Below are 26,008 nucleotides of genomic sequence, written 5' to 3'. Positions count from 1 at the left end.
GTCCACACCGCGACCACCACGAAGGCCAAAACACCGGCTACAAAGAAGACGAAGTCCGTCAATCCCCGTCCACGCCGCACAGGTTAAAGATCAAGCTAAGGCGTGTTTCGTAAGTCGGGCTGTCCCCACGAAGTTGCGGCGTGGCGGTGATCGATAACTGAAGAGGTCTCCGGTATCTGGTTCTGCGACCAAGCAAGAACTTCATACCGGAGACCTCGTGCCCAGCGTAGCGGTGACGAGGCGGCATGACCTGACCGACAGGCAGTGGGCTGTCCTGGCCCCGCTGCTGCCTGCCGCGCCGACGACAGGTCGTCCGCCGAAGTGGGAGAAACGACAGCTCATCGACGGGATCCGGTGGCGGATCCGGATCGGAGCCCCGTGGCGCGACGTCCCGGCCGAGTACGCGCCCTGGCCCACCGTCTACGGCCTGTTCCGCCGTTGGCAACGTGACGGGACCTGGGACAAGATCCTGTCCGCGTTGCAGGCTGCCGGCGACGCGCAGGACCGGATCGCATGGACGGTGAGCGTGGACTCGATGACCAGCCGCGTTCACCAGCACGCCGCCGGCGCCCGCACACACGGGCATCTGCAGAAAGAACCACCTGGCGGCGTGCACGACGAGCCCGCCGACCATGCGCTGGGCCGATCGAGGGGCGGCCTGACCACCAAGACTCATCTGGCCTGCGAGCAGGGACAGAAAGTCCTCTCCCTGACCGTGACCGCCGGGCACCGTGGTGACAGCCCGCAGTTCATCCCCGTCCTGCGCCGCATCCGCGTGACCCGCCTCGGTGTCGGTCGGCCCCGCACCTGCCCCGACCTGGTCCTGGCCGACAAGGCCTACACCAGCCGCGGCAACCGCCGATACCTGCGCTCACGCGGGATCAAGGCATGCATCCCCAGCAAGACCGACCAAGACGCCCACCGCAAGGCCAAAGGCTCCAAAGGCGGCCGCCCACCCGCGTTCGACAAGGACCTCTACCGGCTACGCCACGCCGTCGAGAACAGCATCAATCGCCTCAAACGCCACCGCGGCGTCGCCACCCGCTACGAAAAACTGGCAGTCCGCTTCCAAGCCGTCCTGACCATCACCATCATCACCGAGTGGCTCTGACCGGCATATGAAACACGCCTTAGCCGAGCGGGTCGTGGAGCTGCCGGTAGTGCCGATCGAATGTTTTGGGTCGGCCCGCGTCTCGTAGAGGACGAGAAACGAGTCGTCACCGAGTGGCTCTGCCGTATCGCGTGAGGACGGCGGCACCGGCCCGCTCCGCGGACAGGGTTTCCAGGTAGGCGGGCGGGCCGTCGGCCGGGAAGAGCCGCCGCCCGCTGCCGAGGATCGTGGGGAAGGTCAGCATCCGGTATTCATCGATCAAGTCTTCGGCCATCAGTGTGTGCACGACGCTGACGCTGCCGGTGATGATGACATCGCGCCGCTCCTGCTTGACGACCTCGATCAAGCCACCGTCGATGAGCCGGGAATTCGCCCACGCCGAGGTGTCGGTCAGCGTGCGGGAGGCCACCAGTTTGGGCACGGCGTTCATACGCGCGGAGAACGGGTCGTCGCGTCCGGGCCAGATCCGGGAGAACAGCTGCCAGGTGGTGCGGCCCAGCAGCATGACGCCCTCGTCGAGCAGGTTCCCGAGGCGGAACTTGTCTCCGGCGACGGTTTCGGGGCCGTGCCGAAACGCCCAACCGCCCGTCGGGGTGCCCCCGGATCCGTCCGGATCGGACACGATCCCGTCTAGGGTGATGAACTGGATAGCGATGACGCTCACGATGGATGTCCCTTCGGTCGATGCTCGCCGGTACATACCAGCGGTATCGGCGGAACTCATCGCGTCCGGGCATGCTCGTCGAGAGAAATCTGAAGGGGCAGGTCAAACGGGGTGCCAGGCTCGGTGCCGGCACGTGGGCGCAGGGTCCGGTGAGTTTTCACCACGGGAGGGGTCAACGCTTTCATGACGAACACGCACATGCTGGAGACCGCCGAGGCCGACATCGTCTACGACGTGCACGGCCCGCTGCCCACGGCCGACGGACGTCCACCGCTGTTCATGATCGGCCAGCCGATGGACGCCAGCGGATTCGCCACGTTGGCGTCGTATTTCCCCGATCGCACCGTGGTCACCTATGACCCACGCGGTCTTGGCCGTAGCAGCCGCAAGGACGGTCGCATCGACCATGCCCCCACGGTCCAGGCCGCCGATGTGCACGCCGTTATCGAGGCGCTCGGTGTTGGACCGGTCGAGATGTTCGCCAGCAGCGGCGGCGCGATCACTGCGCTCGCACTGGTGACGGCATACCCAGGCGACGTGACGACGATGGTGGCCCACGAGCCACCACTCATCTCGGTGCTGCCCGATGCCGAGGCTGCCGAGCGCGCCCGCGCCAGCGCTCGGGACGCCTACGAGGCCAGGGGGTCGAATGCCGGCATGGCGGCCTTCATCGCCATGACGTCCTGGCGAGGCGAGTTCACCGACGACTACTTCGCCCAGCCCGCGCCGGATCCGGGCCAGTTCGGGATGCCGAGCGAGGACGACGGCTCCCGTGATGACCCGCTGCTGTCCGACCGGTCCTGGGCGGTCAGTAGCTACCGTCTCGACCTGGAGGCGCTGGCCGCGGCGCCGACACGCATCGTGATCGCCGTGGGCGAGGAATCCGCGGGCATCTTCACCGGGCGCACATCGGTGGCCGTCGCCGAACTGCTCGGCCAGCAGCCGACGGTGTTCCCCAGCCACCACGGCGGCTTCCTCGGTGGCGAGTTCGGATACCCCGGCCAACCCGAGGCCTTCGCGCGCAAGCTGCGCAGCGTCCTCGACGGCGACAACTGACGCCCTGCATTCCGCCTCACCGCCGATCTGGGCAGGACGTGGTGGCCCGCAGACGCGCCGAGCAGGTCCAGGCGGTCGTGTGCCGCTGGGTGCCGCAAGTCGCTTGGTCGGCCAAACCCGGGCCGAACGCTGGGCCGATGAGGATCCAGGTCGAACCGCGCCCAGCTGTGATCATGAACATCCGGATCTGCCGCGAGTCGCGCGCTACGCAACGTCGCGATGCTCGGTCGGGTCGGCGTCCGGTCGTGCCGATGTGCGTGCGATCTCGACGAGCATCTACACGCGCTTCTGCCGGTGGGCGCGCAGACATCCCGCCAAGCGGCGATGGACGGCTGGCTCGACGACGCGCTGTAGCGGCGGCTGGAACGCCCGACGCGCACGTCCGCTTCTGGCCGAGAAGAGTGCATCCCACCTCGAGGCGTTGCCACCGTTCCGGTGCCCCTGGGGGTCACTCTTCGGCGTTCAGGGACGGACGGGCCGACTGTGCCGAGCGGTATGCGCGTGCGACCGTGGACGAAGTGGCGGCCAGCTGCGGACGGGACGGCAACCAGACGGTCTGAATGCCGAGTTGCTCGTTCATCGCAGCGAGCTGGTACTCGTGGCGAAGGTCCGGGGCCGTACGTAGGCCGCGGACGATGAGCGTGGCGCCGCGGTGCAGGCAGTAGGCGGTGGTCAGGCCGGTCCAGGTGTCCACCTCGACATTGCCCCAGGCTGCCGGTATGGCGTCGCGCACGCGTACGGCCCTGGTCGTGGCCTCGGCGGTTGGTCGCTTGTCGGCGTTCACCGCCAGCAACCGATGATCTGGTCGAACATCACCCGGGCACGGGCCACCAGGTCGCGGTGCCCCGGGGTGAACGGATCGAACGTACCGGGATAGACCGCCAACGAATCGTGTACCGGCACCACTCCACGATCCGACGTAGCCGTCACCGCGACTCCAACCGCATGGCCACGATCATCTCAGCCGTACATGACGACCCGAGACGGCGGTCTGTCGTTGATGGCTCGCCGGATCGCCCGGCGAGGGCCGCTTGAAAGACGTCGAGCGAGCTAACGCAGGATCGCCTCGACGAAGTCGGCGCCCAAACGGGCGCAGACCGTGAGGTCGAGCTGGTAGAGCACATATCGGCCGCGTCGGCTAACTGTCACCAAGCCGGCCTGTTTGAGCACGGCCAGGTGCCGGGAGACCTCGGGCGCGGTCAGCTGCCATGCGTCGGCGAGCTCGCCGGTGGTGTGCGGGCCGCGGGCGAGGGTGCGAGCGAGCCTGCGCCGCACCGGGTGCGCGAGCGCGTCGATGCGCCGCTGCACGAGGTGCAGGGGGACCGGATGGGGCAGGCCGGACTCGGCGACCGGGTACTGAATCACGGGCCGCCAGCCCGGGGCGTGCACGACAAGCAGGTGCGGGTAGCCGAAGGCCGAGGGAATGAAGGTGACCCCGCTGCCGTGCGCGGTGGTCGCGTTGTCCTGAAGCTTGTCGACCACGATCCGGTTGTCTTGCAGCGATACCGAAGGTGAAACGGCGTCGAGCATGGCCGAAAGTCCGTGATGCGCCAGTAGATCCGCCTTGTGCCGAGAGTCCGCGGCGAGCTGGTGCTGCACCCGTGCCCATGACTCGGCGAAAAACGCCTGCTCACAATCCTCGAGCAGGCGCCGCACCCAGGCCCGCACACGCGGTGGGTCGGCGAGCAGCCGCTCGGCGAACTCGGCCTGCCGCGGGCCGCGCGCCAGTGCTAGCTCAAGCGCCGTCTCGCGGGAGAATAGCCGGCGCAGCGGCGTTGAGCCGCAACTCGTAGTGATCAGGGCTGAGAACACATATGCGTCGTCATCGAACCGATCGACCTCATCCAGCTCTCCGGCCAGCGTAGCCCGCGGCCGCCCAGGCACGAAGAAGTCGGCGCGCGCGGACCGCCAGAGGAAGTCGGCCTCGATCAGACGCTCACTGAGCTCTGGTTTGAGTGAGGCGGAGGTGGCCGCGATCCAGCCGTGCAGTGCTGGGTGATGGCCTGGCTCGGAGAGCGCATGCAGCATCGAGGTCAACTCGGCCAGCGGCGACGGCGTGAAGAGGAACCGCTCCTGCGCCACGCCGGTGATGTCGATCGTGAGGGCCACGCGCCAATGATGCCCGCTGCCCAGCACCATAGCGCGTCGATTGATGATCCCCGTCAACCCACGAGCGGCCTGGCGGGCGTGTGGGCAGATTCGATCGCGTGCGTAGATATGTGGTGGCCCTGGTGGTCGATTCGGTGGGCGGCGGGATATTGCGGCCGTTCCTGGTGCTCTATGCCGTGACCGTGCTCGGGTTGGGGGTGGGAGAGGCTGGCGTTGCGCTCTCGGCGGGCCTGCTGGCGGGACTTGCCGTACTCCCACTCCTGGGGCGGTGGATTGACCGCGGGGCGCGGTCGACAGCGGTCGCGGCAACGCTGTTCGTACGTGTCATGGGCGTAGCAGTGCTGCTCGCGGGTCGCGGATTCATCACCTTCGCCGCCGCGTCGGTCCTGTTGGGAGTCGGCGGTCAGGCCTTCCCCGCGGCGCACGCGGCGGTGGTGGCAGCGCTCAAGCAGGGGCGCGAACGCGACGCTGCGCTCGCGATGACGCGCTCGGTGCGCAACGCCGGGCTCGGCGTGGGCGCGCTCCTCGCGATGATCGCTGTGGCCGGCAGCGGGAATGTCCTGAACGCACTCATGGCTGTCACCGCCTTGGCATTCCTTGTCGCAGGCGGGCTCGCGCTGTCGACAAGGGTGACTACCGCGGAGCCAATGCACGACCATGACCCCGGCACGGCGCCCACCATGGCCGTGCTGCTCGTGGCCAACGTCCCCTTCGCCATGTGCTTCAGTGTGCTCGAGGTAGTGTTGCCGGCCCTGCTCGTGACCCGGATGCAGGCGAGCGCCGTCTGGCCTGCGGCTCTGTTCGTGGGCAACACCGTGCTGGTGATCCTGTTCCAGGTACCCATCGTCAAATGGTTGTCAAAGTCGGCTCGGGGCACGGTCTTCGCCGCCTCGGGGGTTGTGCTCGGACTGTCCTACCTGGGCTTCTGGATGGGCGAAGCGATGGGGGCGGTGGCCATCGCCGCAGTCGGCGTCGTCTATACGATGGGCGAAATCCTCTACACCGGAAGCGGAACCGCCCTCGTGATCGCGAGCACGCCGCCGGCGCAACTTGGCCGCGCTCTGGTGCGCTTCCAACTGTCCAGCGGACTCGGTATGGCCTTCGCCCCGGCCACTCTCATGGGGCTGCTTGAGATCGGCCCGGCCGTTCTGTGGGCGGGCCTCACTGTGGCCACACTTGCGGGGGCACTTGCCGTTAACTGGAGACCCGTCGTTCTATCACGCCCAGGCTGTTCCGATATCAGTGCAACAAGCACCTCAGCAGGTGGGCCCAGCCGTCCGCCAACTGTTCGACAGACCAGCTTGGAAATGCCAGGCCGCCCCAGCTCGGGCAGTTGAATCGGTTCTGGTTCGCCGCGTTTCCCTCGGGAACGGCCTGGAAGAACAGCCGGGGCCTTCCCGGTGGTTCGATGACGACCTCGGTGTCGCCGCGAACGAAATCCGGGTCTACAGGGTGGCCGACCACCTCGCTCCAGAAGTGGGCCAAGACGTAGGGATCAGGGCAGTCGAACGAGACATTCCGGATGAAAGACACCATGACCGCGCAGCATAGGTGTCCTTGATCGACGGTGCATGTCCGGTCGTGCACTCATATAGCCGCGATCAGCGTGGTCATGCCGATTCTGGACGCGCCAACCCCCGTCGAACTTGCTGGTGGCGTGTCTGCTGCGGCGCTAACCTCGACCCATGCCGCGCTCCTCGATTCCGTTTATCCGCCCCCGGCCGCTGAGCGGCCGTGAGGGCTTCGAGGTCTGCCGGTAGCCGTCACGGCACCGTCGGCCGGGGGTTGATCCCCATCCCGCCGACGAGAGGAACCCACCGTGACCAACCTGCTTACTGCGCACGAGCTGTGCGCCGCCCTGCAGCTACGCGACCTGTCCGACCCGGGCCAAGGCCCACACGCCATGCAGATCCTGCTCGACGAGGTCGTCGAGGCCCTGGCCCCGACCTGGGAATGCGCTGTCGATGTGCAACGACGACGCCCGCTCGTTGCCGTCGAGGACAACTACGACCGTCTCGGCTACTCCTCGGGCGACATCGTCCGAGACGCCCGCTACAGCCGCTACGCGGCTGAAACCGTGATGCTGCGCAGCCACACCACCGCCGGGATCCCTCCCGCCCTGCGCCGGCTGGCCACCGATCACCGGCACGAGCCGGCAGCCGACATGCTGCTCGCCCTGCCGGGGCTGTGCTATCGCCGCGACAGCATCGACCGTCTGCACGTCGGCACCCCGCACCAGGTGGACCTGTGGCGGATCACGACCGCGCGCATGCATGACACGGACCTCATGGAGATGGCAGGGCTTGTCGTCGAAGCGGTCCTGCCGGGGGCGCGGTGGCGAGCGGTCGCGGCGAAGCACCCCTACACCGAGACCGGGTTGCAGCTCGACGTCGAGACAGCGACCGGCTGGGTCGAATTGGCCGAGTGCGGCCTCGCGGCAGCCCACGTCCTTGCCCGTGCCGGTCTGAATCCGGAGCGCTGGAACGGCCTCGCGCTGGGCATGGGACTGGATCGTGCGGTCATGCTACGCAAAGGAGTCGACGACATCCGTCTGCTGCGCTCCGCCGATCCCCGCATCGCCGCGCAGATGCTAGATCTGTCTCGGTGGCAGTCGGTGTCGGCGTATCCCTCCATTCGTCGGGACCTGTCCATCGTGACCGGCTCCGCAGACGCCGAACTGCTCGGTGGTGCAGTGCGTACCGCACTCGGCGCCGCAGCCGACGACCTGGAATCGATGTCGATCCTGAGCAGCACACCCTACGAGCAACTACCCTCTGCGGCCCGCGCCAGACTGGGCTTGCGCCCGGACCAGGTGAACGTCGTGTTGCGATTGGTGGTGCGGCCCCTCGGCGGGACCCTCACCGCCGAGCAGGCCAACCGCCTGCGTGATGACGTGTACGCCGCCGTCCACGAGGGCCCGAACTGGGAGTGGGCAACCCGATGCGACGCCTGACCGACTGTCTCGCACTCTCATGGCCGCCGACCGGGCTCACGGTCCGTCGCGAGTGGTTGGGCAGCGAACACCTGATCCTCTCGAGACGAGTGCACCGCGATGGGTGTGACCCGGTAGGCGATACCGGGCGCAGTTCAGAGCAATCAGTAGTCCGGCTCGCGGCCGGCGGCGAACCGGGCCGCTGCCTCGGCGGGCGTGTCGTCGTAGCCTGGCCGGGCCAAGAGCACCGATTGGAAGAAGTGGCCCTGCTCCTCGTCCGGGTCGTCGGCCGCGGCGAACGGCCGCCATAGCGCGAGGTACAGCTCCCGCGCGGTGAACCCGTCGTCGTCCTCGTTCGGCGCGATGTCGACGTGGCGACGTAGGCGCTCCACGACCTTCAGCGCGGGCAGTCCGAAGACATCGACATCGCGGTATCGCACCAGGTCTTGCTCTTGCGGACGCCACACCTCGATAGCGTTGAGGTGGCCCCGTGTCGGCCCGACCCCGAAGCCCACGCTGAACCCCAGCCCGCTCGGCAGGTTCACGGCCAGCTCGCCGTGGGCGGTCGGCGTCAGCCGACCGAGCGTTTCGAGCGCCCCGCGGGCCTCGTCGATCGTCATCCCGAGCCATAGCGGGCCCACCCCGCGCGGTGGATCGAGTACAAACTCCATCCGCTGATCATCGCAGCCCGCTCATCGGCGTACGCGATCTGGACCAGTGCCGCCAGCGCTTCGTACGTCGCGGCGCACTCTATTGCCGCTGACGGGGCGTTGGGAGAGCTTACCTAGGGTGACGGCATGAGCGCGAACATATCGGATGCCTTGGCCCCGCGAAGCTGTCACGCTCGCGACTTGTCAGCGCTGATCGGACTCCTTGCAGTGATCGAAGGCGAGCTCATGGCGGGCGAGGTCTCGCGACACCTGTCAGACCATATTCGAGACAGGCTCGAGCGGGTGGAGCTCCTCGAGCCAGGTGGGACCGAGCGAGACCTGCGTCAATCGATCAACGATCTCAACCACCGGCTGAGGTATGCCCTCGGCGAGTACGACGAGCCGTCGCGCCCCTCGGCGGTGCCAGAGTAGGACCGGCGGTCAGATCAGTTACACGGCCGCAGACCGCGCGCCTGGTCAGCGTCCGCTCGTGCCGATGTGCGGACGTCGCCGTGTGGGCAGGCTATTGTGCGGGCGTGCAACAGCGGGTTTGGGATGTTGTGCCGGGCGTCGGTGTCGGTCCCCTGCGGTTCGGGACGGCCCGGGAGGCGTTACGCACGGCGTGGGGGCCCTACAGGGCGTTTCGGCGTGGAGCCTACTCCGCCGATCTGACCGACCAGTACGCCGATGCCGCGCTGATGCTGACTTGCTCGTCGCGTGAGGGCCTGTACATGATCGAGATTCCCGACCCAGACGGTGTCCGGTACCAGCGTGTAGATCTCGCGGGTGAGGTCAAGACCGTCCTCGACGAGTTGCGGGCCGCAGGTGTGGAGCCGATCGCCGACGAATCTGGATGGCATTTCGGTGATGGCGCTGTGGCCCTCTACACCTCCTCGACCGAACCCCGCGCCATGGTGGAGGCGGTGACTGCATTCGGGCCAGGCCACGAGTTGGGCGCTCAACTCGCCCCAATAGCTGCCGGCGATGCGGCAGTAAGCCTGCCGAACCGGTACCGGATCCTGTCCAACGGTCGCGGGCTTGACGCTGTTCGGTTTGGCGAGACGCGCACCGAGGTCCGCCGACGAATGCGCGGCGGGTTGTGCTGGCAGCATCGGGCAGGCTCCCGAGAAGCAGTCCAGGACAGCTTCTTCGAAGATGGGCTCGTCGTGCAGTACGGCCCCGACGCTCTCGTCGAACGAATCGTCGTCACCCGCTCCGACGAAGTCATGCTCGATGACATCAACCTCATGCCCGCATACCCGCACACCGTCAACGAGGTTCGGTCTGCCCTGGCAGCAGCAGGGCACGTCCTTCACGATGGTGAGGCCACGCTGATCATCACTGGCACAGGCATCGAGGTGTGGACTGCCCGCGCCAGTGCCCACCAAGCCCTGCCGGTGTGCGGCGTGTCGCTGTCCCCGATCGGACCGGCCGCCCCCATCTCGCAGGCCAACCTCACCCTTTTCTGACAAACACCGCCGCCTGACACCAGCATCCGACATCCGCTCATGCCGCCGACCGGGCGTTACAAGGTGTGAGGGACATGCGGTGGCGCTCGGACGCGGTCCTGCCGATGAACGGATGCCGTGTCCGCGCCTGAGGGGTGATGGGCGCCTGATGCCTTGGGGGTGTAGCAGCCGGTAGCGGGGACCCGGGCATCTCGCCTTACGGAGGTGGAGCGTCTCGTCGCGCTAAGCAGCAATCACAAAAGATCTGACCGGATGACCAGCGGGCTCTGTGACGGCTCCTCTCCTGTCAGCTCCACGTGGTTGGATGCAGGCCGGTGATCAGGAGAGGGAATCATGACGCGCACGACCCCACCGCGTCCGTTGGATGTGGTCTCGTTGTTTCCGGAATTGGCAGCGAGGGCCAGGACCGCCACCCGCCTTCATCCCCGGCCAGGAGACCCGACCGTGCATGACAGCTCGGTGGGTGGGCCTTTGCTGTGGCCGGTAGGCGAGGCCTGGCCGACATGCAGCGACGAGCACGAGCCGTACGAGTTGACGACGCTGGAGGACGTCCGCACGCGTCGACGCATCCTCGCCGCGGCGTGGCAACGGCCCAGGCCGCCGGGAACGAATCTGCTCACTCCCGATGAGAAGGTGGTCGTAGACCGCGTAGATGCCGGTTACGACCCGGCGCTGCTCGCGGTGGAGCCGCTGCCGCTCATCCCGCTGGCGCAGCTCTACGCCCGGGACGTCCCTGATCTGCCCTGTCCCGATGGCACGGACCTGCTTCAGGTGCTGTGGTGCCCGTTCGACGAAATCATGGATGCGCGGTCGGCGGTGCACCTACGGTGGCGGCGGTCCACAAGCGTGCGGAACCTGCTGATGCACCCGCCCGAGCCGGCCTTCGTCGGCCAGGGCTATTACGTGCCGGAACGTTGCGTTCTGTACCCAGAGCAGGTTATCGAGTACCCGGCTTATCACGAGCTGGATGACAAGCTGGCGGAACGCATCATTTCCCGAGAAAGGGAGCTCCTCCAGTCACCGGACGAGAAGCAACCGGGCTACAGGGGCGATCTGTCAATCGCTCCCGGTTGGAAGGTCGGTGGCTGGTCCGCCTTCTTTACCTTCCGGAGCCCGGCGGGCCCTGATGAGCTCCGGTGCTGCGGCGCTCCGCTGGAACCCCTTCTCACCATCCCCAGCGACGAATGGGACGGCGACAGCCGCAGCTGGCGTCCCATCACTGAGGAGGACGAGTCGGTCGATCACACCCCGACCCAGGTGGAAATCGGTCGTGGCTACACACTCCAGGTCTACCGGTGCACCGCCTCGCAGGAGCACCCACCGGTCACCATCATGCAGTAACTGAGTCGATGCACGCGTCGCCCGCAGCGACAGCCCGTGACGTGGCGGCCAGCGTCGCCAGCGTCCTGAACTAGTGCGCTGACCAAGAAGGTTCACCGGGTTGGTGACACGCCGGGTGGGGTGCTCCGTGTCGGGTCGGGTGGGTCTCATGCTCGATGGCGATCGTGATCGCTGTCGGGAGTGAGGTGCGTTGGGATGGCCGAGCCGGTGAGGGCGCGGCGGTTGAGCGATGAGGAGGGCCGCCGGCTGCAGCAGATCGTGCGGCGTGGCAGGCACGAGTCGATCCGGGTCCGCCGGGCATTGATCATCATGGCGTCGGCGTCCGGCACCCCGGTGCCGGCGATCGCCCGCCTGGTCGCGGCGCACGAGGACACCGTCCGGGACGTGATCCACCGGTTCAACGAGATCGGACTACGCGCTCTGGACCCTCAGTGGGCGGGAGGCCGTCCCCGCCTGATCACCGATGATGACCAGCAGTTCATCGTCGCGACGGCCACGACCCGGCCGAAGAGTCTGGGTCGCCCCTTCACGCACTGGAGTATCCGTAAGCTCGCCGACTACCTGACGACCAACCGGCCCCGGCGGGTGGCCATCGGTCGGGAACGGCTGCGGCAGATCCTGCGCCACCACGACGTGTCCTTCCAGCGCACCCGCACCTGGAAGGAGTCCCGCGACCCGGACAAGGACGCCAAGCTCGACCGCATCGAGGAGGTGACCCGCCACTTCCCGGACCGGTGCTTCGCCTTCGACCAGTTCGGGCCGCTGTCGATCCGCCCGCAGCACGGCTCGTCATGGCGTCCACGCGGCAAGCCCGACCGGCTGCCAGCGACCTACACGCGCACGCATGGCATCCGCTACTTCCACGGCTGCTACAGCCTCGGCGACGACCAGCTCTGGGGCGTGATGCGTCGCCGCAAAGGCGGTGACCACAGCCTGACCGCGCTCAAGTCGATCCGCGCCGCCCGCCCGGACGGCGCCCCGATCTACGTGATCCTGGACAACCTGTCGGCGAACAAGACCCCCGCCATTCGAGCCTGGGCCGCCCGCAACAAGGTCGAACTCTGCCTCACTCCCACCCAGGCGTCCTGGGCCAACCCGATCGAGGCCCAGTTCGGGCCACTACGCGCCTTCACGTTGGCCAACTCCAACTACCCCAACCACACCGTCCTGGCCCGCGAGATGCAGCGGTACCTGCGATGGCGCAACGCCAACGCCCGCCACCCCGACGTCCTCGCCGCCCAACGCCGCGAACGAGCCCGCATCCGCAGCGAACGCCAACAACGCTGGGGCCGCCCCCGAGCCAAGGCCGCCTGACACTCAGACCCGGCGAACCTTCTTGGTCACCGCACTAGCCGATGAGCGGATGGTCGACGATGGTGCCTCGACGCCGACCTCCTCGGCCGCCGACTCGAGTCCCTTCAGGCGCGCACGGTAGCGACAACGAGGCTGTGATTGCCGCTGCGGTTTAGGCGAGCCGGTAGCCGGCACGGTCGTTACATCCGTGGATCGCGCCTACGCCGCGGCTTTGGCCGCGGGATCGGACGCGGCGGACAGCGCCGACCCGTGCCTCGGCGTTGCGACCCGCGCGGAACGCCAGGCGAGCACGCCGGCCCCGATGGCCGCGACCGCGCACAGCGGCCAGAGCGCTGCGGGGGCGACGCCATAGACGAAGGCGCCGACGGGTGGGGCGAGCATGCTGCCACTGGTCGCAGCGCCGGTGTAGAGCCCCTGGTACTGGCCGACCAGGTGCGGTGGGGCGGCGTCCAGCACATGCGCGGTGGCGGTCGTCTTGTAGAGGATCTCCCCCACCGTGAGCACGACCATCGCGGCGACGGCCAGCCAGCTGGCGGTGCCGAGGCCGAACAGCCCGAAGCCGAGTCCGACGAGGGCGTACCCGGCACCGATGATGCCCAGCGCCGGCAGCCTGCGCAGCGCCATCGTCGCCGGGATCTCCAGGATGAGGATCATGCCGGAGCCCAGTGCGATGAGCGCCGCGTAGAGGCCGATGGGCTGACCGTGGTCGCGCAGGTAGACCGGCAGGGTCGAGTAGAGCTGCCGGTAGACGATGTCCACAACCACGATCGCCGGCAGCAGGAACAGCAGGGCGCGGTCCGCGCGTACGCTGCGCCACAGGCCGTGGGCCCGGACTCCGCGTGGGGCTGGCGGCGGCTCGGTGGGCAGCAGCCGCGCGGTCGCCGCCCTCACCAGCAGGGTGACGGCGCCGTCGATGACGAAGAGCCAGGTGAAGTCGTACGCCGAGAGCAGCGCGCCGAGCGGTGGCCCGATCACGCAGCCGGCGTTGAAGGCGGCCCGGGTGACCGCCACCGAGCGCCGGCGGTCGCCGGCGGGCACGGCGAGGGCAACCAGCGCGCCCTGCGACACTCCCGAGGTCGCGCCGGCGTAGCCAAGCAGCGGCATGCCCACCGCGAGGACCGCCGTCGGCAGCCACGGGATGGCCAGGGTGCTCAGCCCGACGAAGGCCGACGAGACCAGCAGGACCCAGCGGTGACCGAAGTGGTCGCCGAACCAGCCGCTGGTGAAGTTGCCGACCAGCATGCCCGCACCCAACCCACCGCTGATCAGCCCCGCAAAGCCGATCGGCAGGTCACGGGGGCCCGTGAGATACAGAAACAGGTAGAAGTACATGAACGTGCCAGCGGCGTTGACGAAACGACCGGCGGCAAGGGTCCAGACGATGCGGGGGATGTCACGCACTCATACTCCTTCTCAGCCTCGGCAAGAGACACACTGTATTGGCGGACCGGATCAGGAAGCCCAGGAGCCGGCTGGGTCACGGGAGATGGCGGATCGAGGGCGAACTGGCTGGGCCACCGGTAGGCCGAAGGGGGCTTGCTCACTGGCATCGCCTGGCAAAAGTCATGACCCACAGGCGACGACGGCGTGAGTCGGCAGGCTGCACCGACGCGGGCTGGCCCCTGTGCAGCCAAGACCAAGCACACTGTCATGGCCGCGAGGCGCCGGTCATGCCGAAATCGGGCGTTGCGCGTGTGAGGACGCAGCTAGGAGGCAGCGGCTGAGTACCGCGTGACCTTGCGAGAGCCGCCTACCATGCGGCAATGACACGTCGAGCAGGGGTGGCCGCTATTTCTGCAGGAGCGCTGCTCGTACTGGGTTGCTCGGCTGGCGCGCGGACGGGAAACGAACCCGCCCCGGTGCCGGCCGTCAGCACTGACGCCGCCACTACCGCCAAGGCGATCGAGCTGCTGAGGTCAGGTACGGAGTTCATCGATCAGACGAGCTTTCGCGTCGACGTCGACATCGCGAGTCAGGTCACGACGCTGTCGCACACCGACAACGTCAACAAGCGCGCCGACGCCACGGTTTCGGCGTTCGGTCGGGTCACCGAGATCCGGATGATCGACAATGAGGTCTACATGAAGACCGGCCTGGACCTCCCGGGTGTCGGCCACGAATGGATGAACCTCGACCCGGCCCGGGTGCCGTCAGACTTCGCCGTGAGCTTCGCCCCAGGCAAGAACGATACCGGCGGCTCGGCGCGCCTCATCAACGCGATCGCCACCGCACGAGTAGACGGCTCTCAAATTACCGGGACGATCGACCTGACCCGAGTCGGCGACGGCAACGGGATCAACTTTCGCCCCGGTCCAAGTGGCGTTCCCGACGGTGCGCGCAGCAACGCGTTCCGCGCAACGCTGGATGCCGATGGCCGACTGGTTAGTTTCTTGGTCCCAGTCGCCAACGGCATGCCGAACGCGTCCCTGCGCTACAGCGACTTCGGTGCGGATGTCGACGTCGTGCGGCCGCAAGGAGCGGTGGCCGCCCCCGACGCCCTGTATCCCCAGCTTGGTCTGAGCGGCTGAGACCAGAGCAGACGATGGGCGCTGAGGACCCGCTGATCCTCAGCGCCCAGCCCGAGAAGCTGCTCGGCGATCCGGGAGGGCTACTCGCAGCCCAGGGCCCCTTCGTACTCGGCGGGCGGGCCTCCGGCGGCCACCTTGTCGGCGATCTCCCAGAACACCTCCGGCCAGTCACCCTCGTCGTTCATCTGGTGTAGCACCTTCCACTGGTGGCTACCGCGCAACGCGTCCGCGGCCCGCTGGAGGGCGGCGTCGTCGCCGGCCTTCTTCGCCCGTAGCCATTCGGCGATCCATCCGCAGCCAACCCGGCTGGTCACCTTGGCGCCGAACTGGTAGGGGTCGTTGGTGCCGAGGCCGTTCAGTGCGGCGGTGTCGAAGCCCGGAGGAAGCGGCACGTCGGCGAGCACCTTGGCCGCCTGTTCGTTCACCCGCTCCGGTGTGATGATCTCGGCCGGAAGCGCGGCCAGCCAGGTGCGGGCGTCGACGCGGACCACGTCGGCGATAACGCGATCGAACTCGCTACGCGTCCAGGCGCTCCCGGTACGCAGTTCGACGAAGGAACCGTCGCGGGGCCGGAGCATGACGGCGAAGTCGCTCGCGCTGTACCGGAACAGGTCGGCCGGCCAGCCGTCGACCTTCACCGGTTCCGGCTTGCTGACCTGAAGCCGATCCTTGTGGTAGCCGTCGTACTGGGCGGCCGGGTACCAGTTCATTTCCAGTAGCCGTCCGCCGTTGCTGAACGCGATGGTGCCCTCCTTCTCGGCGAACCCGTAGACGGTGGTCGCCTTCCAGCCAGGCTGGTCGATCAGCAGCCGCGGGTTCTCCTCGGCCGCCTTGAGCACCATCGCCGAATATGCGGCCGGGTCCGTCGCTTCGGAGGTGATCGGCGGGGTTGCCGGGCCCCCTTCCGGTTGGTCACCTTTCATGATCGAGACAGCCAGGACTCCGGCGAGAAGAGTGGCCGCGACGCCTGCGCCGGCGAGGCCGCTCATCATGCCGCGACGCGCCCGGGGGCGCTTGCCGGGCGGCTCGGCGACGGGTTCGAGGGTCGGCACGGACATGATCTCCTCCAGGAGGTTCTGCGCGGCCTCGTCGAGGTGCCTGATGACATCGGGTCGGTACGGGTCGGCGTCTCGGACCATCCGGTCGAGGTGCTCGTCGGTCATCTGCCCTCCTCTGAGGTGCGTGCTGCCATGACGTCGAGTACATGTCCGGGCGGGCCGAGGTCGTCACCGACGAGATCTCGCAGTCGGGCCCGGGCACGTGACAGCCGGGTACGAACTGCAGCCGGGTTCACTTGAAGAACTGCAGCGGCTTCGCGCGGCTTCAGGCCCTCCCAGAAGGTCAGCATCAACACCTCCCGATCCAACTCACCCAGCCGGGCCAGCGCGGCCTGGACCGTGAGTCGTTCGGGCACCTCGCTGCCCGGGTCGACGGCGACGCCAACCCTGAGTCGTTGCCGCAACCGTTCGCCCAGCCGCTCCCGGCGCACTCCGCCGCGGTGGTGGTTGGCCAGCACCCGCCGGGCCACGCCGTACAGCCACAGCCGGGCCTCGGCCTCCGGCGGCATGTCACGGCTGCGCCGCCAGGCGATGAGGAAGGTCTCGGCGACCACGTCGGCCGCGTCTTCGTGCTGCTCGACGCGCCGCATCGCGTACGCCAGCAGCGGCTCGAAGTTCACCGCGTAGACGCGTCGGAAGCGGTCCTCGTGCTCAGTCCCGGAACTCACGTGTACTCCATGTCCGGTCGAGCGCCCATCGTGACAGACCCGATCCAGTAATTCGCGGCACTCGCCGGGCCCACCTCGACACCAATGTCTGGGCCACAACCCGAACTCGGCCGCCTGCTGGGATCCACTGGTCCAGACTGAACGGACTCTCGGTTCGGGCGACGATCCTGACTAGTGACGCGGTCCGACGACGTCACGAGCGACGTGAACAGCACGCCTGACGCCACCACCTGTCCTGCTCCACCACCGGCCGTGCGTTAGGACCGAGGTCAGATGCACACCTTTGATGCCCCGGCCGCGCGTGAAGGCGCACGGATCTGGCCGCGATCCGCGTGCTACGCGGCGTCAGGAAGTGCTGACTCGGCCGGCATACGCACATGTCGATGAGGGGGGGGGCTCGGTCGAGCTAGGGCCCCACGGCCGAGCTCGGCGGGTCACGGTTTGGTCGAGTTTGTCAGGGTCGGTTGTGCACGAACCATGCGTCACCGGCGGGCAAGGCAACGGCGACCTCCCACCGGCTCAGGTCGAGGTTCGGGGCGAGCGCCTTGAGCTGGCCGGCCGCGGTCCACGCCTCGTCACCCGGTGCCGGGGGACGACCCACCTGGAACTGCAGCATGGTGCCCCACGACGCGACCAGGCGGGCATCCCACCGGTGACGCCACTGCGCCAACACCTCGGCGAGCGTCCGCTGGCGCTCCCGGGTGAGCGCACCGTAGAAGTCCACCCAGTACCCCGAGCTGTGGACGTCGCTGGTGGGCAGCAACATGAGCAGGACCCTGTCAGGCGTGTACCAGTAGTCGGTCTGCGTCACGAACCGCACGCTGCCAAGCACCCTGGCGTACAGGTCGGCGTCGGCGAGCAGCCGATCGTACAGCGCCCTCTCCAGCGCCTGACGCGGAGTCGGCAGCGCCACATCCGACACCAGGGCCGTCAGGTCCAGGTCGACGCCGGCCATGCCACGCACGTAGTACTCGACCTCGCCCTGGTCGACCTCGTCGTCCTCGCTGTAGTGGCGGTAGGCCAGCCAGGGTTCGGAAGACTCGGCCGCCTCGGCGAACGCGCGCAGCTCCGACTCCGACGGACCCGGCTCGGGCTCGGGCCGGATCCTCAGCGTGTCGTCGAAGTCGTCGGTGACCATGACGGGCCGGCGTCCGATGACCGGCACCAGTGCGTCGGCAGCCTGCCAGGCCTCGTGGAGGCGATTGGGGTCGATGTCGGCGACGAGGACGGTGCCAGACGGGCCGTGCCCGATCGGCAGGCCGGCCAGTGGCGTGCCGACGAACGCCGCTTCGATCTGGTCGAGGTCGTTTCGCACAGTGGAAGTGTCTCCGATCATCGACGCGACGCGGCGTGCTGGCATCCGGGGGACCGGCTGGCCGTTGGAGCGCCGGCCCTGCATCCGGCGCTCGCACCGGCCGCAGTAGATGAGGCCCCTTGAGCACGTACAGGTGGCGGCTGCGGTGTTGCTTGTGCTCATATCCCGGTCCGTCACTACGGCGGTGTCGGCTGCAGGGAGTGTCAGGTGTTTCGTCCGTCGATGAGGCGACGGAGGGCTGCCTCTGCGGTGGGGAAGGCGAGCCGCAGTGTGTGTGCGGTGAGTTGAATGCCCCACCAGGTGAGGGCGACGAGGTATCCGACGATCAGCGCGCTGTTGGTGTCGTAAGTGACGACGATGGCGTAGCCGATGGCGAGGCCCGGTGCGGTGATGGCGCGGGTGGTGCGGCTTCGAATGGCGGTCAGGGCGGTGGCGACGCCGATGAGCGCGGCGCCGGCGCTGGCGACAAGGCCGGCCGTGCCGGTCACGTCGACCGGAGGGGTGAGCGTGAGTGCGGCCCGCATGAGGTAGATGCCGGTGGTGGCGATGGCGGCGTGCAGGACCGCTGGTCGGGTGCGCGCGAGCCAGGCGGGAAGAGCATGGGCGGGGATCCGGGTTGCGGTGGCCGCGATGGCGGCGGCGCAGGCTGCGAGGGGTAGCGCGGAGCCGAGGGTCCATTTCAGGTAGGGGCTGTAGTCGAACTCGAGGGCGGTGCCGGTGGCGAGGCCGTAGAGGGCGGCGGTGATTGCGCCGCCGACGGCGGCGGCGAGCTGTCCGCGTCGGATGAGGCTGCCGGTTGCGGGTTCGGGCGTGGAGGTGGTGGGTGCTCCGGCGAGCCAGGTGGTGGGGGCGAGGTGCGCCACGGCGAACGCGGTGAGCATGGCCAGCGCGCCTGCGGCCCCGAGCTCGGGAAGGGAGAGGCGGACACCAACGACTCGGAGAGCGTAGGTGGTGTTGATGTCTGCGCTGAAGATGGCTTGGAGGAGCAGGGCGAGGGAGCAGGCGCCGAGAAGAAGGGCGCTGGTCAGGTCCCGGATGCGGAGTCGAACTCGTGGGAGTTGGGTGTCGGCGGCGGTGGCTGTTGCCTGATGGTGGGGTGCGGTGAGGGTCAGTGCGCCGTCGGCGAGGGCGTGGGAGTGGCCGGTGAGGGTGATGGGTGTGAGGCCGGTAGCTGCGGTGAGCCGGTCTCGCAGTCCGGGGATCGCTTCGGCTTCGCGGTGGATCACGCCGCCGAGGTGCTGGCGGTCCACGTCGGCCGCGTCGAGGACGTCATGAACAGCCGCGTCCACCTCATCGAGGAGGGGCTGGGCGGCGGCGGCGACGTCGTCGCGGGTGATGACTGCGGGCTTGCGGGGCGCAGGGAGTAGGACTGGCGCGCGGTCCTGAGTGGTCAGGAGATGTCTGGCCTGGCGGACGGACTCCAGCAGTGTTGCGCCGCCTTGTCCCTGTGTGGGTTGGGCTGTCTCGGCTCTTAGCGGGTCGTCGTCCGCGGCGTTGCCGTCAACGATTCGCTGGGCGAGCACCTGGTCCAGGTCGCGAGTGGGGTTGATCGGATGGGTCGCGAGTTCGCGGTATCCGTCGGGGCTGACCTGGAGGGCGGTCAGGGTGACCGGGTGCCGGTCGGCCTGGCAGATCAGCAGACACGAGCCGTCCGGGGTGGTGTCGGCGGTGGCGTAGGCGGCTAGTGCTGCTGGTGCGGTGACCATGGTGGGGAGAGGCAGGCCGGCGCGGGCCGCCGCGTCGGTGAGGTGTCCACGTCGGCGTGGTCCCCAGCCCGAGGGGATAGTCACGGTGAGGGCGGTGATGGGTCCTTCGGCCTGGCGGGCAGCCTGGTCGGCGACGTGCCACAGCTGCCCGGCGAGCAGTTGCATCACGTCGACCTGCAGGTCGGTTTTAGTTGTGCCGAGCAACTCCAGTGGTTCGCGGATGAACTGGTAGCTGGCTGAAGGCTCAGGTGGCGCCGTTACGCCTACGCGCAGGTGGCCGGCGGGGTCGAGAGTGACGCCGTGCGGCATGACGAGGCGGCCGTTGAGCATGACGGGAATCCGGGCGTCGTACCGGTCGATGGTGGCGGCGATGGCCGACGAGCTGAGGTCTATCGATAGTCGGATGCCCCCGCTTGGCATGTGGCGCAGTCTCCCGATGGGGGAGTGGACCGTCAAACACTGTCTCGCCGCGTGATCAGTTGTGCGCGCATCGTGAGATTCCTTCGTCGCGGGATGGTCATCACCACTCGTTGTGGTGTATCTGGGGAGGAGGCTCAGCGTCGGTCGCGGGGGAGGGACACAGTGCCGCAGGAGTCCTCGGACGGACGTGACCGGCTGGCCGAATACGTGCGCCCCACCGTCTACACCCCGCGCGTCCCGTCACCGCCTCGCCGTCCGGCAGGACGGGCGGCGACCGTGGTCCGGGTGATCCGCGCTGTCCTGGGCGCAGCGGTCTTCCTGGGCGGGACACCTGCACTGCTGTTGTTCTTCGGCGGGAACCCCGTAGAGCGGTTGCCTTCGTGGCGGCAGGTTGTGGCGTGGTTCGATGAGCCGAGCGGACGGTTCACCCCGACCGTTCTCACCGGTGTGGCCATCTGGGCGCTGTGGCTGCTGTGGGCTGCGCTGGCGCTGCTGCTGGTTGCTGAACTGCTCGCGCTGGCAGCTCGGTGGCGGAACCCGGTCCTTCGGCTTCCCGCGCCGCTGCACCGGCTCGTGTTCGGCCTGGCCGGCACCGCGGCGATCGCCGTCACCTCCGTCGGCAACCTCAACATCGCTGACGGCGGCAGCAGGTCGCCCGCGGCTGTCGCCTCGACCGATGATGTGGGGGTCATTCCTCGGCAAGCCGTTGCGCGAGGACCTGCCCTGATCCAGGTCGCCGACACCCGCTACCTCTACACCGTCGAACGACACGACACCCTGTCCAAGATCGCCAAGGAGTGGCTTGGCGACGCCGCTCGGTGGCCGGAGATCTGCCGCCTGAACAAGCACCGCCACTTCCCTCGACCCGGCGGCACCCTACGTGACTGCGACCTCATCTATCCCGGCTGGGACCTGCGGCTGCCCGCTGACGCCCGCCCACCGCAGACTGCCACCCCGGCGGCCCCGGCCCCGTCCCGTCCGCCGACGCCACCGCCGGCGACTGTCACCCCCTCGCCACTGCCCAGCACCCCCAGGGACGCGTCGAGCCCCACCCCGTCGCCCACGACGAACGAACAGGGCGCAGCCACCGCCCCCGACAGCTCTGCACCGGCAACTCACGGGCAGTCCAGCCCGTCCGCGGAGCCCGCGACCCCCACCGTCACGGCGTCGCCGTCCACCTCGCCAGCAGCCAGCGACCCGCGAAGCTCGGCCGGAGCAACCGACGAGCACGGTGTGCAGCTGTCACCAGCCAACTGGCTGCCCTGGTCGCTCGCCGCCGCGATCAGCGCAGCCGCCGTGCTGGTCTGGGCACAGCGCCGCCGCCGCTACACCGGCGAGCCCGACACCGACCCGCCCACGCAACTGCCGCCACCCGTACTCCGCCTGCGGCGCGCCGTCGCCCGCAACACCGAACTGCCAAACCCGGACAGCCAGGCCACCGAGCCGCCTACCGTCGTCCCCGACCTGGCGCCACTGCCCACCGGCACGACCGGCATCGTCGGTGACGGCGCGCACGCCGCAGCCCGCGCCGCCCTCGTCGCGGCCCTGGCATCCGGCGACCCGCACCACCCCGACACACGCGGTGAAGTCGTCATCGACGCCGCCACCCTGGCAACACTGCTCGGCCCCGACACCGCCGCCCTTCAGCCCTGGCCACGGCTGCACATCTCCGACACCATCGCCGACGCACTCACCAGGATCGAAGCCGAACTTCTACACCGCAGCCGCATCCTCGACGAGCACGCCCTCACCGACCTGGACACCCTGCACCAGCACGCCCCCGACGACGAAGTCCTGCCACCCCTGATGCTCATCGCCCACACCCCACCCGCCGATGCCCGCACGCGAGCCGAAGCCGTCCTCGCCTTCGGCCGAGACCTACGCGTGTCCGCCCTACTCGTCGGAGAATGGGCTCACGGCCCTACCCTCGAAGTCACCACGGACGGCCACGCCGACATCGTGTCCGGCCAGCAGAGCGCACCGCTGCCAACGCGCCTGCCCGTACTCGAATCCGAGGCGGCGTTCCAGATTCTCACGACCCTGCGAGAGGCGCAGACCGGTGAACCGCCCGCCGTCGCGTCGCCCGGCCCACCGGTCACGGTCGTCCCGCTGCATGCCAGCCGCATCACCACCAAGCCCTCCGACCGGCCGACCCCCGTCACCACGCCGCCCGCCGACGCCATCGCCGGCAAGGCACGACTGCGGGTACTCGGGCAGCCGCGGATCGAGGACATCACCCGACCCGGCCGACCCCTGCGGGCCAAGGCCCTCGAACTGGCCGTCTTCCTGGCCTGCCACCCCGACGGAATGAGCACCCGCGACATCGGCGAATACCTCGAACCAGACGCCCGCATCACCCAAGCCGACCAGCGCGTCCACACCAACGCCAGCAACCTACGACACGTCCTCGCTCGTGCCGGCACCGCTGACGCGAAGAAGGCCTACCTTATCAAGACCGCCGGACGCTACCGAATCGACCCCGCCACCGTCGATGTCGACCTCTGGACACTGCGGGACCTGCTGCGTGCGGCTGCCATCGCCAGCGGCCCCCGCCGCCGCGACCTTCTCACCGCCGCCTGCGACCTCTACACCGCGCCCCTGGCCGACGGCAACGACTACGAGTGGCTCCAGCCGCATCGGGAGACCGTCCGCCGATGGGGTACCGAAGCCCACCTGCTGCTCGCAGACGACCTGATCGACACCGACCCGCAGAGCGCATCCGACCTGCTCGACAAGGCCATCGGCCTCGACCGCTACAACGAAGCCCTCTACACCCGTGCCATGCACACCCGCCACGCCCTGGGCGACCCCGACGGCATCCGCACCCTGCTGCGCGCCCTGGCCAAAGCCCTTGCCGGCATCGACGCCGAACCTCAAGAAGCAACCATCACGCTCGCCAACCAGCTTCGCAACAGTCTGGTCGAGGCGTGAGCACGATCAGCCCTGACGCAGGCAGGTGCCGGCGTCCAGATTGAAGGCGTAGGCCTCTTGGGCGGGGCCGACCGACCACCTGTCGGCAAACGACTTCCGGTGCCCAGGTAGGTACAGCTGAACGTGCCCAACCGCTGGCCCTGCCTGGGGTCGGTGTCGATGGCGTTGCCTAGTATTTGGCGGACCGCGCGGTTCTCGGTGGAAGGGTGATCGGTGGCGCGTACCTGGCTGTCCGTACGGGTCGAGCTGGTCTCCGGCCGTGGCATCGACCTGTGGCCGCGACCTGGCAGGGTCTTCGCCGCGAGCCGGTCACATACGTTCGCCCAATTCGCTGACGCGATCGACCTGGCGTTCGCCCGCTGGGACCTGGCCCACATGCACATGTTCACGATGGCCGACCAGACCCAGGTCACGCCGCTTGAGCTGTGGGATGGCGAGGCGCCCGAGGGCAGCATCGACAGCGACCGCACCAAGCTGAGCCGGCTGGGTGGCGGCGAGCAGTTCGCGTACGTGTTCGACTTCGGTGACGACTGGGCGCACCTGTGCACGGTCGCCGAGTCCCGCATCGACCCGCTGGAGACGCTCGGCGGTTTGCCTGCCGGGCCGATGCTGTACTTCGGGTGGGGTGACTTGCCCGATCAGTATGGCCGGCGCTGGGACGGCGACGACGGCGAGTCAGAGCCGCCGAAACCGCCGCGCCGACCGCTTGCCGAGCTTCCGCCGCTGCTGCCGGGGTGGGGACCGCGCCAACGCGGACAGTAACGGCCCGGAGGTCAGCGGACGATATCCACCTGGGCGCGTTCACGCGTACCTATCTGAGCATCCGAACTCGTACGCCGACATCACCACCTGATCGGCGCTGGCCCTTAGCGCGGGGCTTCGCCAGCGATCGCCCGGACCAGGAGTCTCATCGGGCGTGGGATTGATTCACAGGGCCGGTCTTGAGGTCGGTGACCCGCCGGCGATCTCGGACGTGGCTTTGTAGGTCTCGATTGACACCGGTTGGAGGTCGAGGCCGGCACCATCACACGTTGGCGCCGGCGCGATGTTGGTGAGTGCCGACACCACGCGAGGTTGGCACGCATCTGGTGGCTCTGCCAGCGACCAGTGGCTCAGCTGTCGATGTTTGATTGCGCGGAGGTGAGGGGATCCCATCCGGCCATCGCACAGGTCCGCGAAGCGCCAACCACCCGAACGGCTCCCGGCGCGAACACGCCACGAGCCACGGGAATCCCCCGCTTTTCAAGCGTGGGGAGGAAGTCAAGTACAGCGGTGAGGTTCTGTACTCCACCAGTTGGCAGAGCGCCGGCCGGTACAGCTGGGGCAACTGCGGCTGAGCCTGGCGGCTCTCCGCCGCCGTGGTCTCGTGACGGTGAGGTCGCCGTGGCAGCGGCATGGGCTCCGATGCGGGGTCCATGCCGCGCTGGCGTCGAGCCGTTCACCTGCGCTCGATCGCCTCGGAACGGCAGGGGACGCAGCGGCCAGCGGGCTGACCAATATGCCCAGGACGCTGGCACCGGCCGCCGGCGTTTGGCGTGGCCGCGCGCCGCCAGTCGGTCCCGGCTGGCACCGGAGCCCGCCGGCTCGTCGGGAGAAGCTGCCGCCACCCCGGAGCGCTCACGGGCGCGTCGCCCTTTAATTGGTCTTCGGTCCTTCGGGTGACACTCTGGCTGTCACCCTGGGCAGGCGATTTTGTCACCCCCGCCGGTTGTTCTGTCACCCCCGCCGCGGCTGTGGTCCGTCGATTCGTATGTACCAGTCGATAGACGCGGGTGGCGATGCCGGTGACCTTCGATACGACGAGACGACCCAGTTGCACGAGCTTGGCCAGGCATCGTTGCACTGTGCGCTCGGAGCAGCCGACGTACTCGGCGAGGGTGGCCACGGATGGCCAGGCGTTGCCCTCATGGTTGGCGTGGGCGGCGATGGCGATGGCCACCGCTCGCTCGTTCTTCCCAAGGTCTTTCGTGGTGAGCAGTGCAGCCTTGACGGCTTGACTCATGGCTTGCGGATCTCCGTCCGTCAGGGTCCGCGGCGCGTGTTGTGGCGCCCCGGGCCGATCTCTGGGTGGAAACCACCGGCACTTCCGGCGCGGCGGTGCGTTACGTATGCGAACGGCCTTGCTGCGGCGCTCTTCACCGCGGCCCGGCAATCTGTCGGCGATCGGCGTGAGAGCCCGCTTCTGGCAGCCGCGGGGGCGGGCACGCCGCCTCAGGATGGCGGTGATGGCCGGTCGTGCGATCGCTCACGGCAGCGATCTATGGCGGAGCTTGTGGGCCCCACGCAGGACCGGCCATCGCTTGCGCCTCTTCGTCAGCAGGCCCTGTCGGGCGGTTGGTTGATGTTGCGGACTGTCGCCGACGGATCAGCCACCGGCGGACCTGATCAACGCTCAATCCGTCGCCGGGGTCAAGCCACGTCGGTCGGCACCGCCGGCGGACGTCATCGGCGCCGCAGATCAGGCGCTGAGCGATACGACGCATGGGTTCGCGGCGGCTGAACGCACTGCTGGACCGGGCCGCCGTCCTGGTGCTGGAGTCACCGCACCGCACGTCACCGCAGGTCACAAAACGCGTGCCGGCGGCTCTGCCACCACCTCGGCCGAGCCGCAGGCAGTCAGCGGCGCGGACCGGCTGCCCGACGGGCGGATCCCGGCTGCACCTGGCCGACATCGCCCTGGCGCTGGATCCATCGGCGGGGGAGTGAATCGCCGCCCGGCCGGTCCACGGAGCCGAC

The 26,008-nt window shown here is 68.5% G+C and carries 23 protein-coding genes; 11 read left to right on the top strand and 12 right to left on the bottom strand.

Going from position 1 to position 26,008, the window contains the following annotated elements; translation table 11 throughout:
• Positions 1-217 precede the first annotated feature (217 nt).
• Complete coding sequence (locus tag ACFYOS_RS32060; RefSeq protein WP_387149673.1) at positions 218-1,111, top strand: IS5 family transposase; 894 nt, start codon at positions 218-220, stop codon at positions 1,109-1,111.
• Between the two features lie 106 nt (positions 1,112-1,217).
• Here the strand turns inward: ACFYOS_RS32060 and ACFYOS_RS32055 are convergent, their stop codons facing one another.
• Entirely contained in the window at positions 1,218-1,775 is a 558-nt protein-coding gene (locus tag ACFYOS_RS32055) for a dihydrofolate reductase family protein (protein ID WP_387149671.1), read from the bottom strand.
• A 183-nt stretch (positions 1,776-1,958) separates the two neighbouring features.
• On the opposite strand from ACFYOS_RS32055, the gene ACFYOS_RS32050 reads away from it, so the two are divergent.
• Positions 1,959-2,831 carry an alpha/beta fold hydrolase gene (locus ACFYOS_RS32050; protein WP_387149669.1) on the top strand — a complete coding sequence of 291 codons (873 nt, stop codon included), beginning with the start codon at positions 1,959-1,961 and terminating at the stop codon, positions 2,829-2,831.
• 448 nt (positions 2,832-3,279) lie between these two features.
• Here the strand turns inward: ACFYOS_RS32050 and ACFYOS_RS32045 are convergent, their stop codons facing one another.
• From ACFYOS_RS32045 to ACFYOS_RS32035, 3 genes are all read right to left on the bottom strand, one after another.
• Complete coding sequence (locus ACFYOS_RS32045) at positions 3,280-3,615, bottom strand: pantetheine-phosphate adenylyltransferase (RefSeq protein ID WP_387149666.1); 336 nt, start codon at positions 3,613-3,615, stop codon at positions 3,280-3,282.
• Positions 3,612-3,734 carry an adenylyltransferase/cytidyltransferase family protein gene (locus tag ACFYOS_RS32040; protein ID WP_387149664.1) on the bottom strand — a complete coding sequence of 41 codons (123 nt, stop codon included), beginning with the start codon at positions 3,732-3,734 and terminating at the stop codon, positions 3,612-3,614. The genes ACFYOS_RS32045 and ACFYOS_RS32040 overlap by 4 nt, the downstream gene beginning before the upstream one ends.
• A 147-nt stretch (positions 3,735-3,881) precedes the next feature.
• Entirely contained in the window at positions 3,882-4,940 is a 1,059-nt protein-coding gene (locus tag ACFYOS_RS32035) for a DUF5937 family protein (RefSeq protein WP_387149662.1), read from the bottom strand.
• Positions 4,941-5,038: 98 nt separating this feature from the next.
• Here ACFYOS_RS32035 and ACFYOS_RS32030 point away from each other — a divergent pair, with 98 nt between their 5' ends.
• Positions 5,039-6,277 (top strand): MFS transporter, encoded by a 1,239-nt coding sequence (locus ACFYOS_RS32030; protein WP_387149660.1) that lies wholly within the window; start codon positions 5,039-5,041, stop codon positions 6,275-6,277.
• Here ACFYOS_RS32030 and ACFYOS_RS32025 read toward each other — a convergent pair.
• Positions 6,180-6,476, bottom strand: a complete 297-nt coding sequence (locus ACFYOS_RS32025; RefSeq protein ID WP_387149658.1) for a VOC family protein — start codon at positions 6,474-6,476, stop codon at positions 6,180-6,182. The genes ACFYOS_RS32030 and ACFYOS_RS32025 overlap by 98 nt on opposite strands.
• A gap of 283 nt (positions 6,477-6,759) precedes the next feature.
• On the opposite strand from ACFYOS_RS32025, the gene ACFYOS_RS32020 reads away from it, so the two are divergent.
• On the top strand, positions 6,760-7,893 hold the full coding sequence (locus ACFYOS_RS32020) for a hypothetical protein (protein WP_387149655.1): 1,134 nt from the start codon (positions 6,760-6,762) through the stop codon (positions 7,891-7,893).
• A 143-nt stretch (positions 7,894-8,036) separates the two neighbouring features.
• On the opposite strand, the gene ACFYOS_RS32015 is transcribed toward ACFYOS_RS32020, so the two are convergent.
• Positions 8,037-8,492, bottom strand: a complete 456-nt coding sequence (locus ACFYOS_RS32015; protein WP_387149652.1) for a hypothetical protein — start codon at positions 8,490-8,492, stop codon at positions 8,037-8,039.
• 231 nt (positions 8,493-8,723) lie between these two features.
• Between ACFYOS_RS32015 and ACFYOS_RS32010 the strand changes: the two genes are divergently transcribed.
• From ACFYOS_RS32010 to ACFYOS_RS31995, 4 genes are all read left to right on the top strand, one after another.
• Positions 8,724-8,954 carry a hypothetical protein gene (locus tag ACFYOS_RS32010; protein ID WP_387149650.1) on the top strand — a complete coding sequence of 77 codons (231 nt, stop codon included), beginning with the start codon at positions 8,724-8,726 and terminating at the stop codon, positions 8,952-8,954.
• 104 nt (positions 8,955-9,058) lie between these two features.
• Positions 9,059-9,991, top strand: a complete 933-nt coding sequence (locus tag ACFYOS_RS32005) for a hypothetical protein (RefSeq protein ID WP_387149647.1) — start codon at positions 9,059-9,061, stop codon at positions 9,989-9,991.
• 333 nt (positions 9,992-10,324) lie between these two features.
• Entirely contained in the window at positions 10,325-11,332 is a 1,008-nt protein-coding gene (locus ACFYOS_RS32000; RefSeq protein WP_387149645.1) for a hypothetical protein, read from the top strand.
• A gap of 195 nt (positions 11,333-11,527) precedes the next feature.
• On the top strand, positions 11,528-12,646 hold the full coding sequence (locus ACFYOS_RS31995; protein ID WP_387149643.1) for an IS630 family transposase: 1,119 nt from the start codon (positions 11,528-11,530) through the stop codon (positions 12,644-12,646).
• A gap of 198 nt (positions 12,647-12,844) precedes the next feature.
• Here the strand turns inward: ACFYOS_RS31995 and ACFYOS_RS31990 are convergent, their stop codons facing one another.
• A complete protein-coding gene (locus ACFYOS_RS31990; RefSeq protein WP_387149640.1) occupies positions 12,845-14,047 on the bottom strand; it encodes an MFS transporter in 1,203 nt (400 codons plus the stop codon).
• Between the two features lie 362 nt (positions 14,048-14,409).
• Between ACFYOS_RS31990 and ACFYOS_RS31985 the strand changes: the two genes are divergently transcribed.
• Positions 14,410-15,174 carry a hypothetical protein gene (locus ACFYOS_RS31985; RefSeq protein WP_387149637.1) on the top strand — a complete coding sequence of 255 codons (765 nt, stop codon included), beginning with the start codon at positions 14,410-14,412 and terminating at the stop codon, positions 15,172-15,174.
• Between the two features lie 80 nt (positions 15,175-15,254).
• On the opposite strand, the gene ACFYOS_RS31980 is transcribed toward ACFYOS_RS31985, so the two are convergent.
• The 4 genes from ACFYOS_RS31980 to ACFYOS_RS31965 all read right to left on the bottom strand — a co-directional run bounded on the left by ACFYOS_RS31980 (position 15,255) and on the right by ACFYOS_RS31965 (position 20,341).
• On the bottom strand, positions 15,255-16,337 hold the full coding sequence (locus ACFYOS_RS31980) for a hypothetical protein (protein ID WP_387149634.1): 1,083 nt from the start codon (positions 16,335-16,337) through the stop codon (positions 15,255-15,257).
• Entirely contained in the window at positions 16,334-16,900 is a 567-nt protein-coding gene (locus tag ACFYOS_RS31975; RefSeq protein ID WP_387149632.1) for an RNA polymerase sigma factor, read from the bottom strand. The genes ACFYOS_RS31980 and ACFYOS_RS31975 overlap by 4 nt, the downstream gene beginning before the upstream one ends.
• A 454-nt stretch (positions 16,901-17,354) precedes the next feature.
• The gene (locus ACFYOS_RS31970) at positions 17,355-18,215 is read right to left on the bottom strand and encodes a DUF4253 domain-containing protein (protein WP_387149630.1); all 861 of its coding nucleotides are present in this window, start codon (positions 18,213-18,215) and stop codon (positions 17,355-17,357) included.
• Positions 18,216-18,418: 203 nt separating this feature from the next.
• The gene (locus tag ACFYOS_RS31965; RefSeq protein ID WP_387149627.1) at positions 18,419-20,341 is read right to left on the bottom strand and encodes a hypothetical protein; all 1,923 of its coding nucleotides are present in this window, start codon (positions 20,339-20,341) and stop codon (positions 18,419-18,421) included.
• Between the two features lie 162 nt (positions 20,342-20,503).
• On the opposite strand from ACFYOS_RS31965, the gene ACFYOS_RS31960 reads away from it, so the two are divergent.
• Together ACFYOS_RS31960 and ACFYOS_RS31955 are read left to right on the top strand one after the other, a co-directional pair.
• Positions 20,504-23,272, top strand: a complete 2,769-nt coding sequence (locus tag ACFYOS_RS31960; protein ID WP_387149624.1) for a transcriptional regulator — start codon at positions 20,504-20,506, stop codon at positions 23,270-23,272.
• Between the two features lie 213 nt (positions 23,273-23,485).
• Complete coding sequence (locus tag ACFYOS_RS31955; protein ID WP_387149621.1) at positions 23,486-24,034, top strand: hypothetical protein; 549 nt, start codon at positions 23,486-23,488, stop codon at positions 24,032-24,034.
• 676 nt (positions 24,035-24,710) lie between these two features.
• Here ACFYOS_RS31955 and ACFYOS_RS31950 read toward each other — a convergent pair.
• On the bottom strand, positions 24,711-25,274 hold the full coding sequence (locus ACFYOS_RS31950; protein WP_387149619.1) for a helix-turn-helix domain-containing protein: 564 nt from the start codon (positions 25,272-25,274) through the stop codon (positions 24,711-24,713).
• Positions 25,275-26,008: the final 734 nt, after the last annotated feature.

Source organism: Micromonospora sp. NPDC005806 (assembly GCF_042871425.1).
Lineage (GTDB): Bacteria > Actinomycetota > Actinomycetes > Mycobacteriales > Micromonosporaceae > Micromonospora.
The sequence above is the reverse complement of the archived record's forward strand: the minus strand, read 5'-3'. Positions and strand labels throughout refer to the sequence as shown.

Coding starts and splice junctions, on each gene's coding strand:
- ACFYOS_RS31965 (WP_387149627.1), bottom strand. CDS start 20,341: ATGCCAAGCGGGGGCATCCGACTATCGATAGACCTCAGCTCGTCGGCC.
- ACFYOS_RS32000 (WP_387149645.1), top strand. CDS start 10,325: ATGACGCGCACGACCCCACCGCGTCCGTTGGATGTGGTCTCGTTGTTT.
- ACFYOS_RS31950 (WP_387149619.1), bottom strand. CDS start 25,274: ATGAGTCAAGCCGTCAAGGCTGCACTGCTCACCACGAAAGACCTTGGG.
- ACFYOS_RS32015 (WP_387149652.1), bottom strand. CDS start 8,492: ATGACGATCGACGAGGCCCGCGGGGCGCTCGAAACGCTCGGTCGGCTG.
- ACFYOS_RS31980 (WP_387149634.1), bottom strand. CDS start 16,337: ATGACCGACGAGCACCTCGACCGGATGGTCCGAGACGCCGACCCGTAC.
- ACFYOS_RS32050 (WP_387149669.1), top strand. CDS start 1,959: ATGACGAACACGCACATGCTGGAGACCGCCGAGGCCGACATCGTCTAC.
- ACFYOS_RS31985 (WP_387149637.1), top strand. CDS start 14,410: ATGACACGTCGAGCAGGGGTGGCCGCTATTTCTGCAGGAGCGCTGCTC.
- ACFYOS_RS31995 (WP_387149643.1), top strand. CDS start 11,528: ATGGCCGAGCCGGTGAGGGCGCGGCGGTTGAGCGATGAGGAGGGCCGC.
- ACFYOS_RS32025 (WP_387149658.1), bottom strand. CDS start 6,476: ATGGTGTCTTTCATCCGGAATGTCTCGTTCGACTGCCCTGATCCCTAC.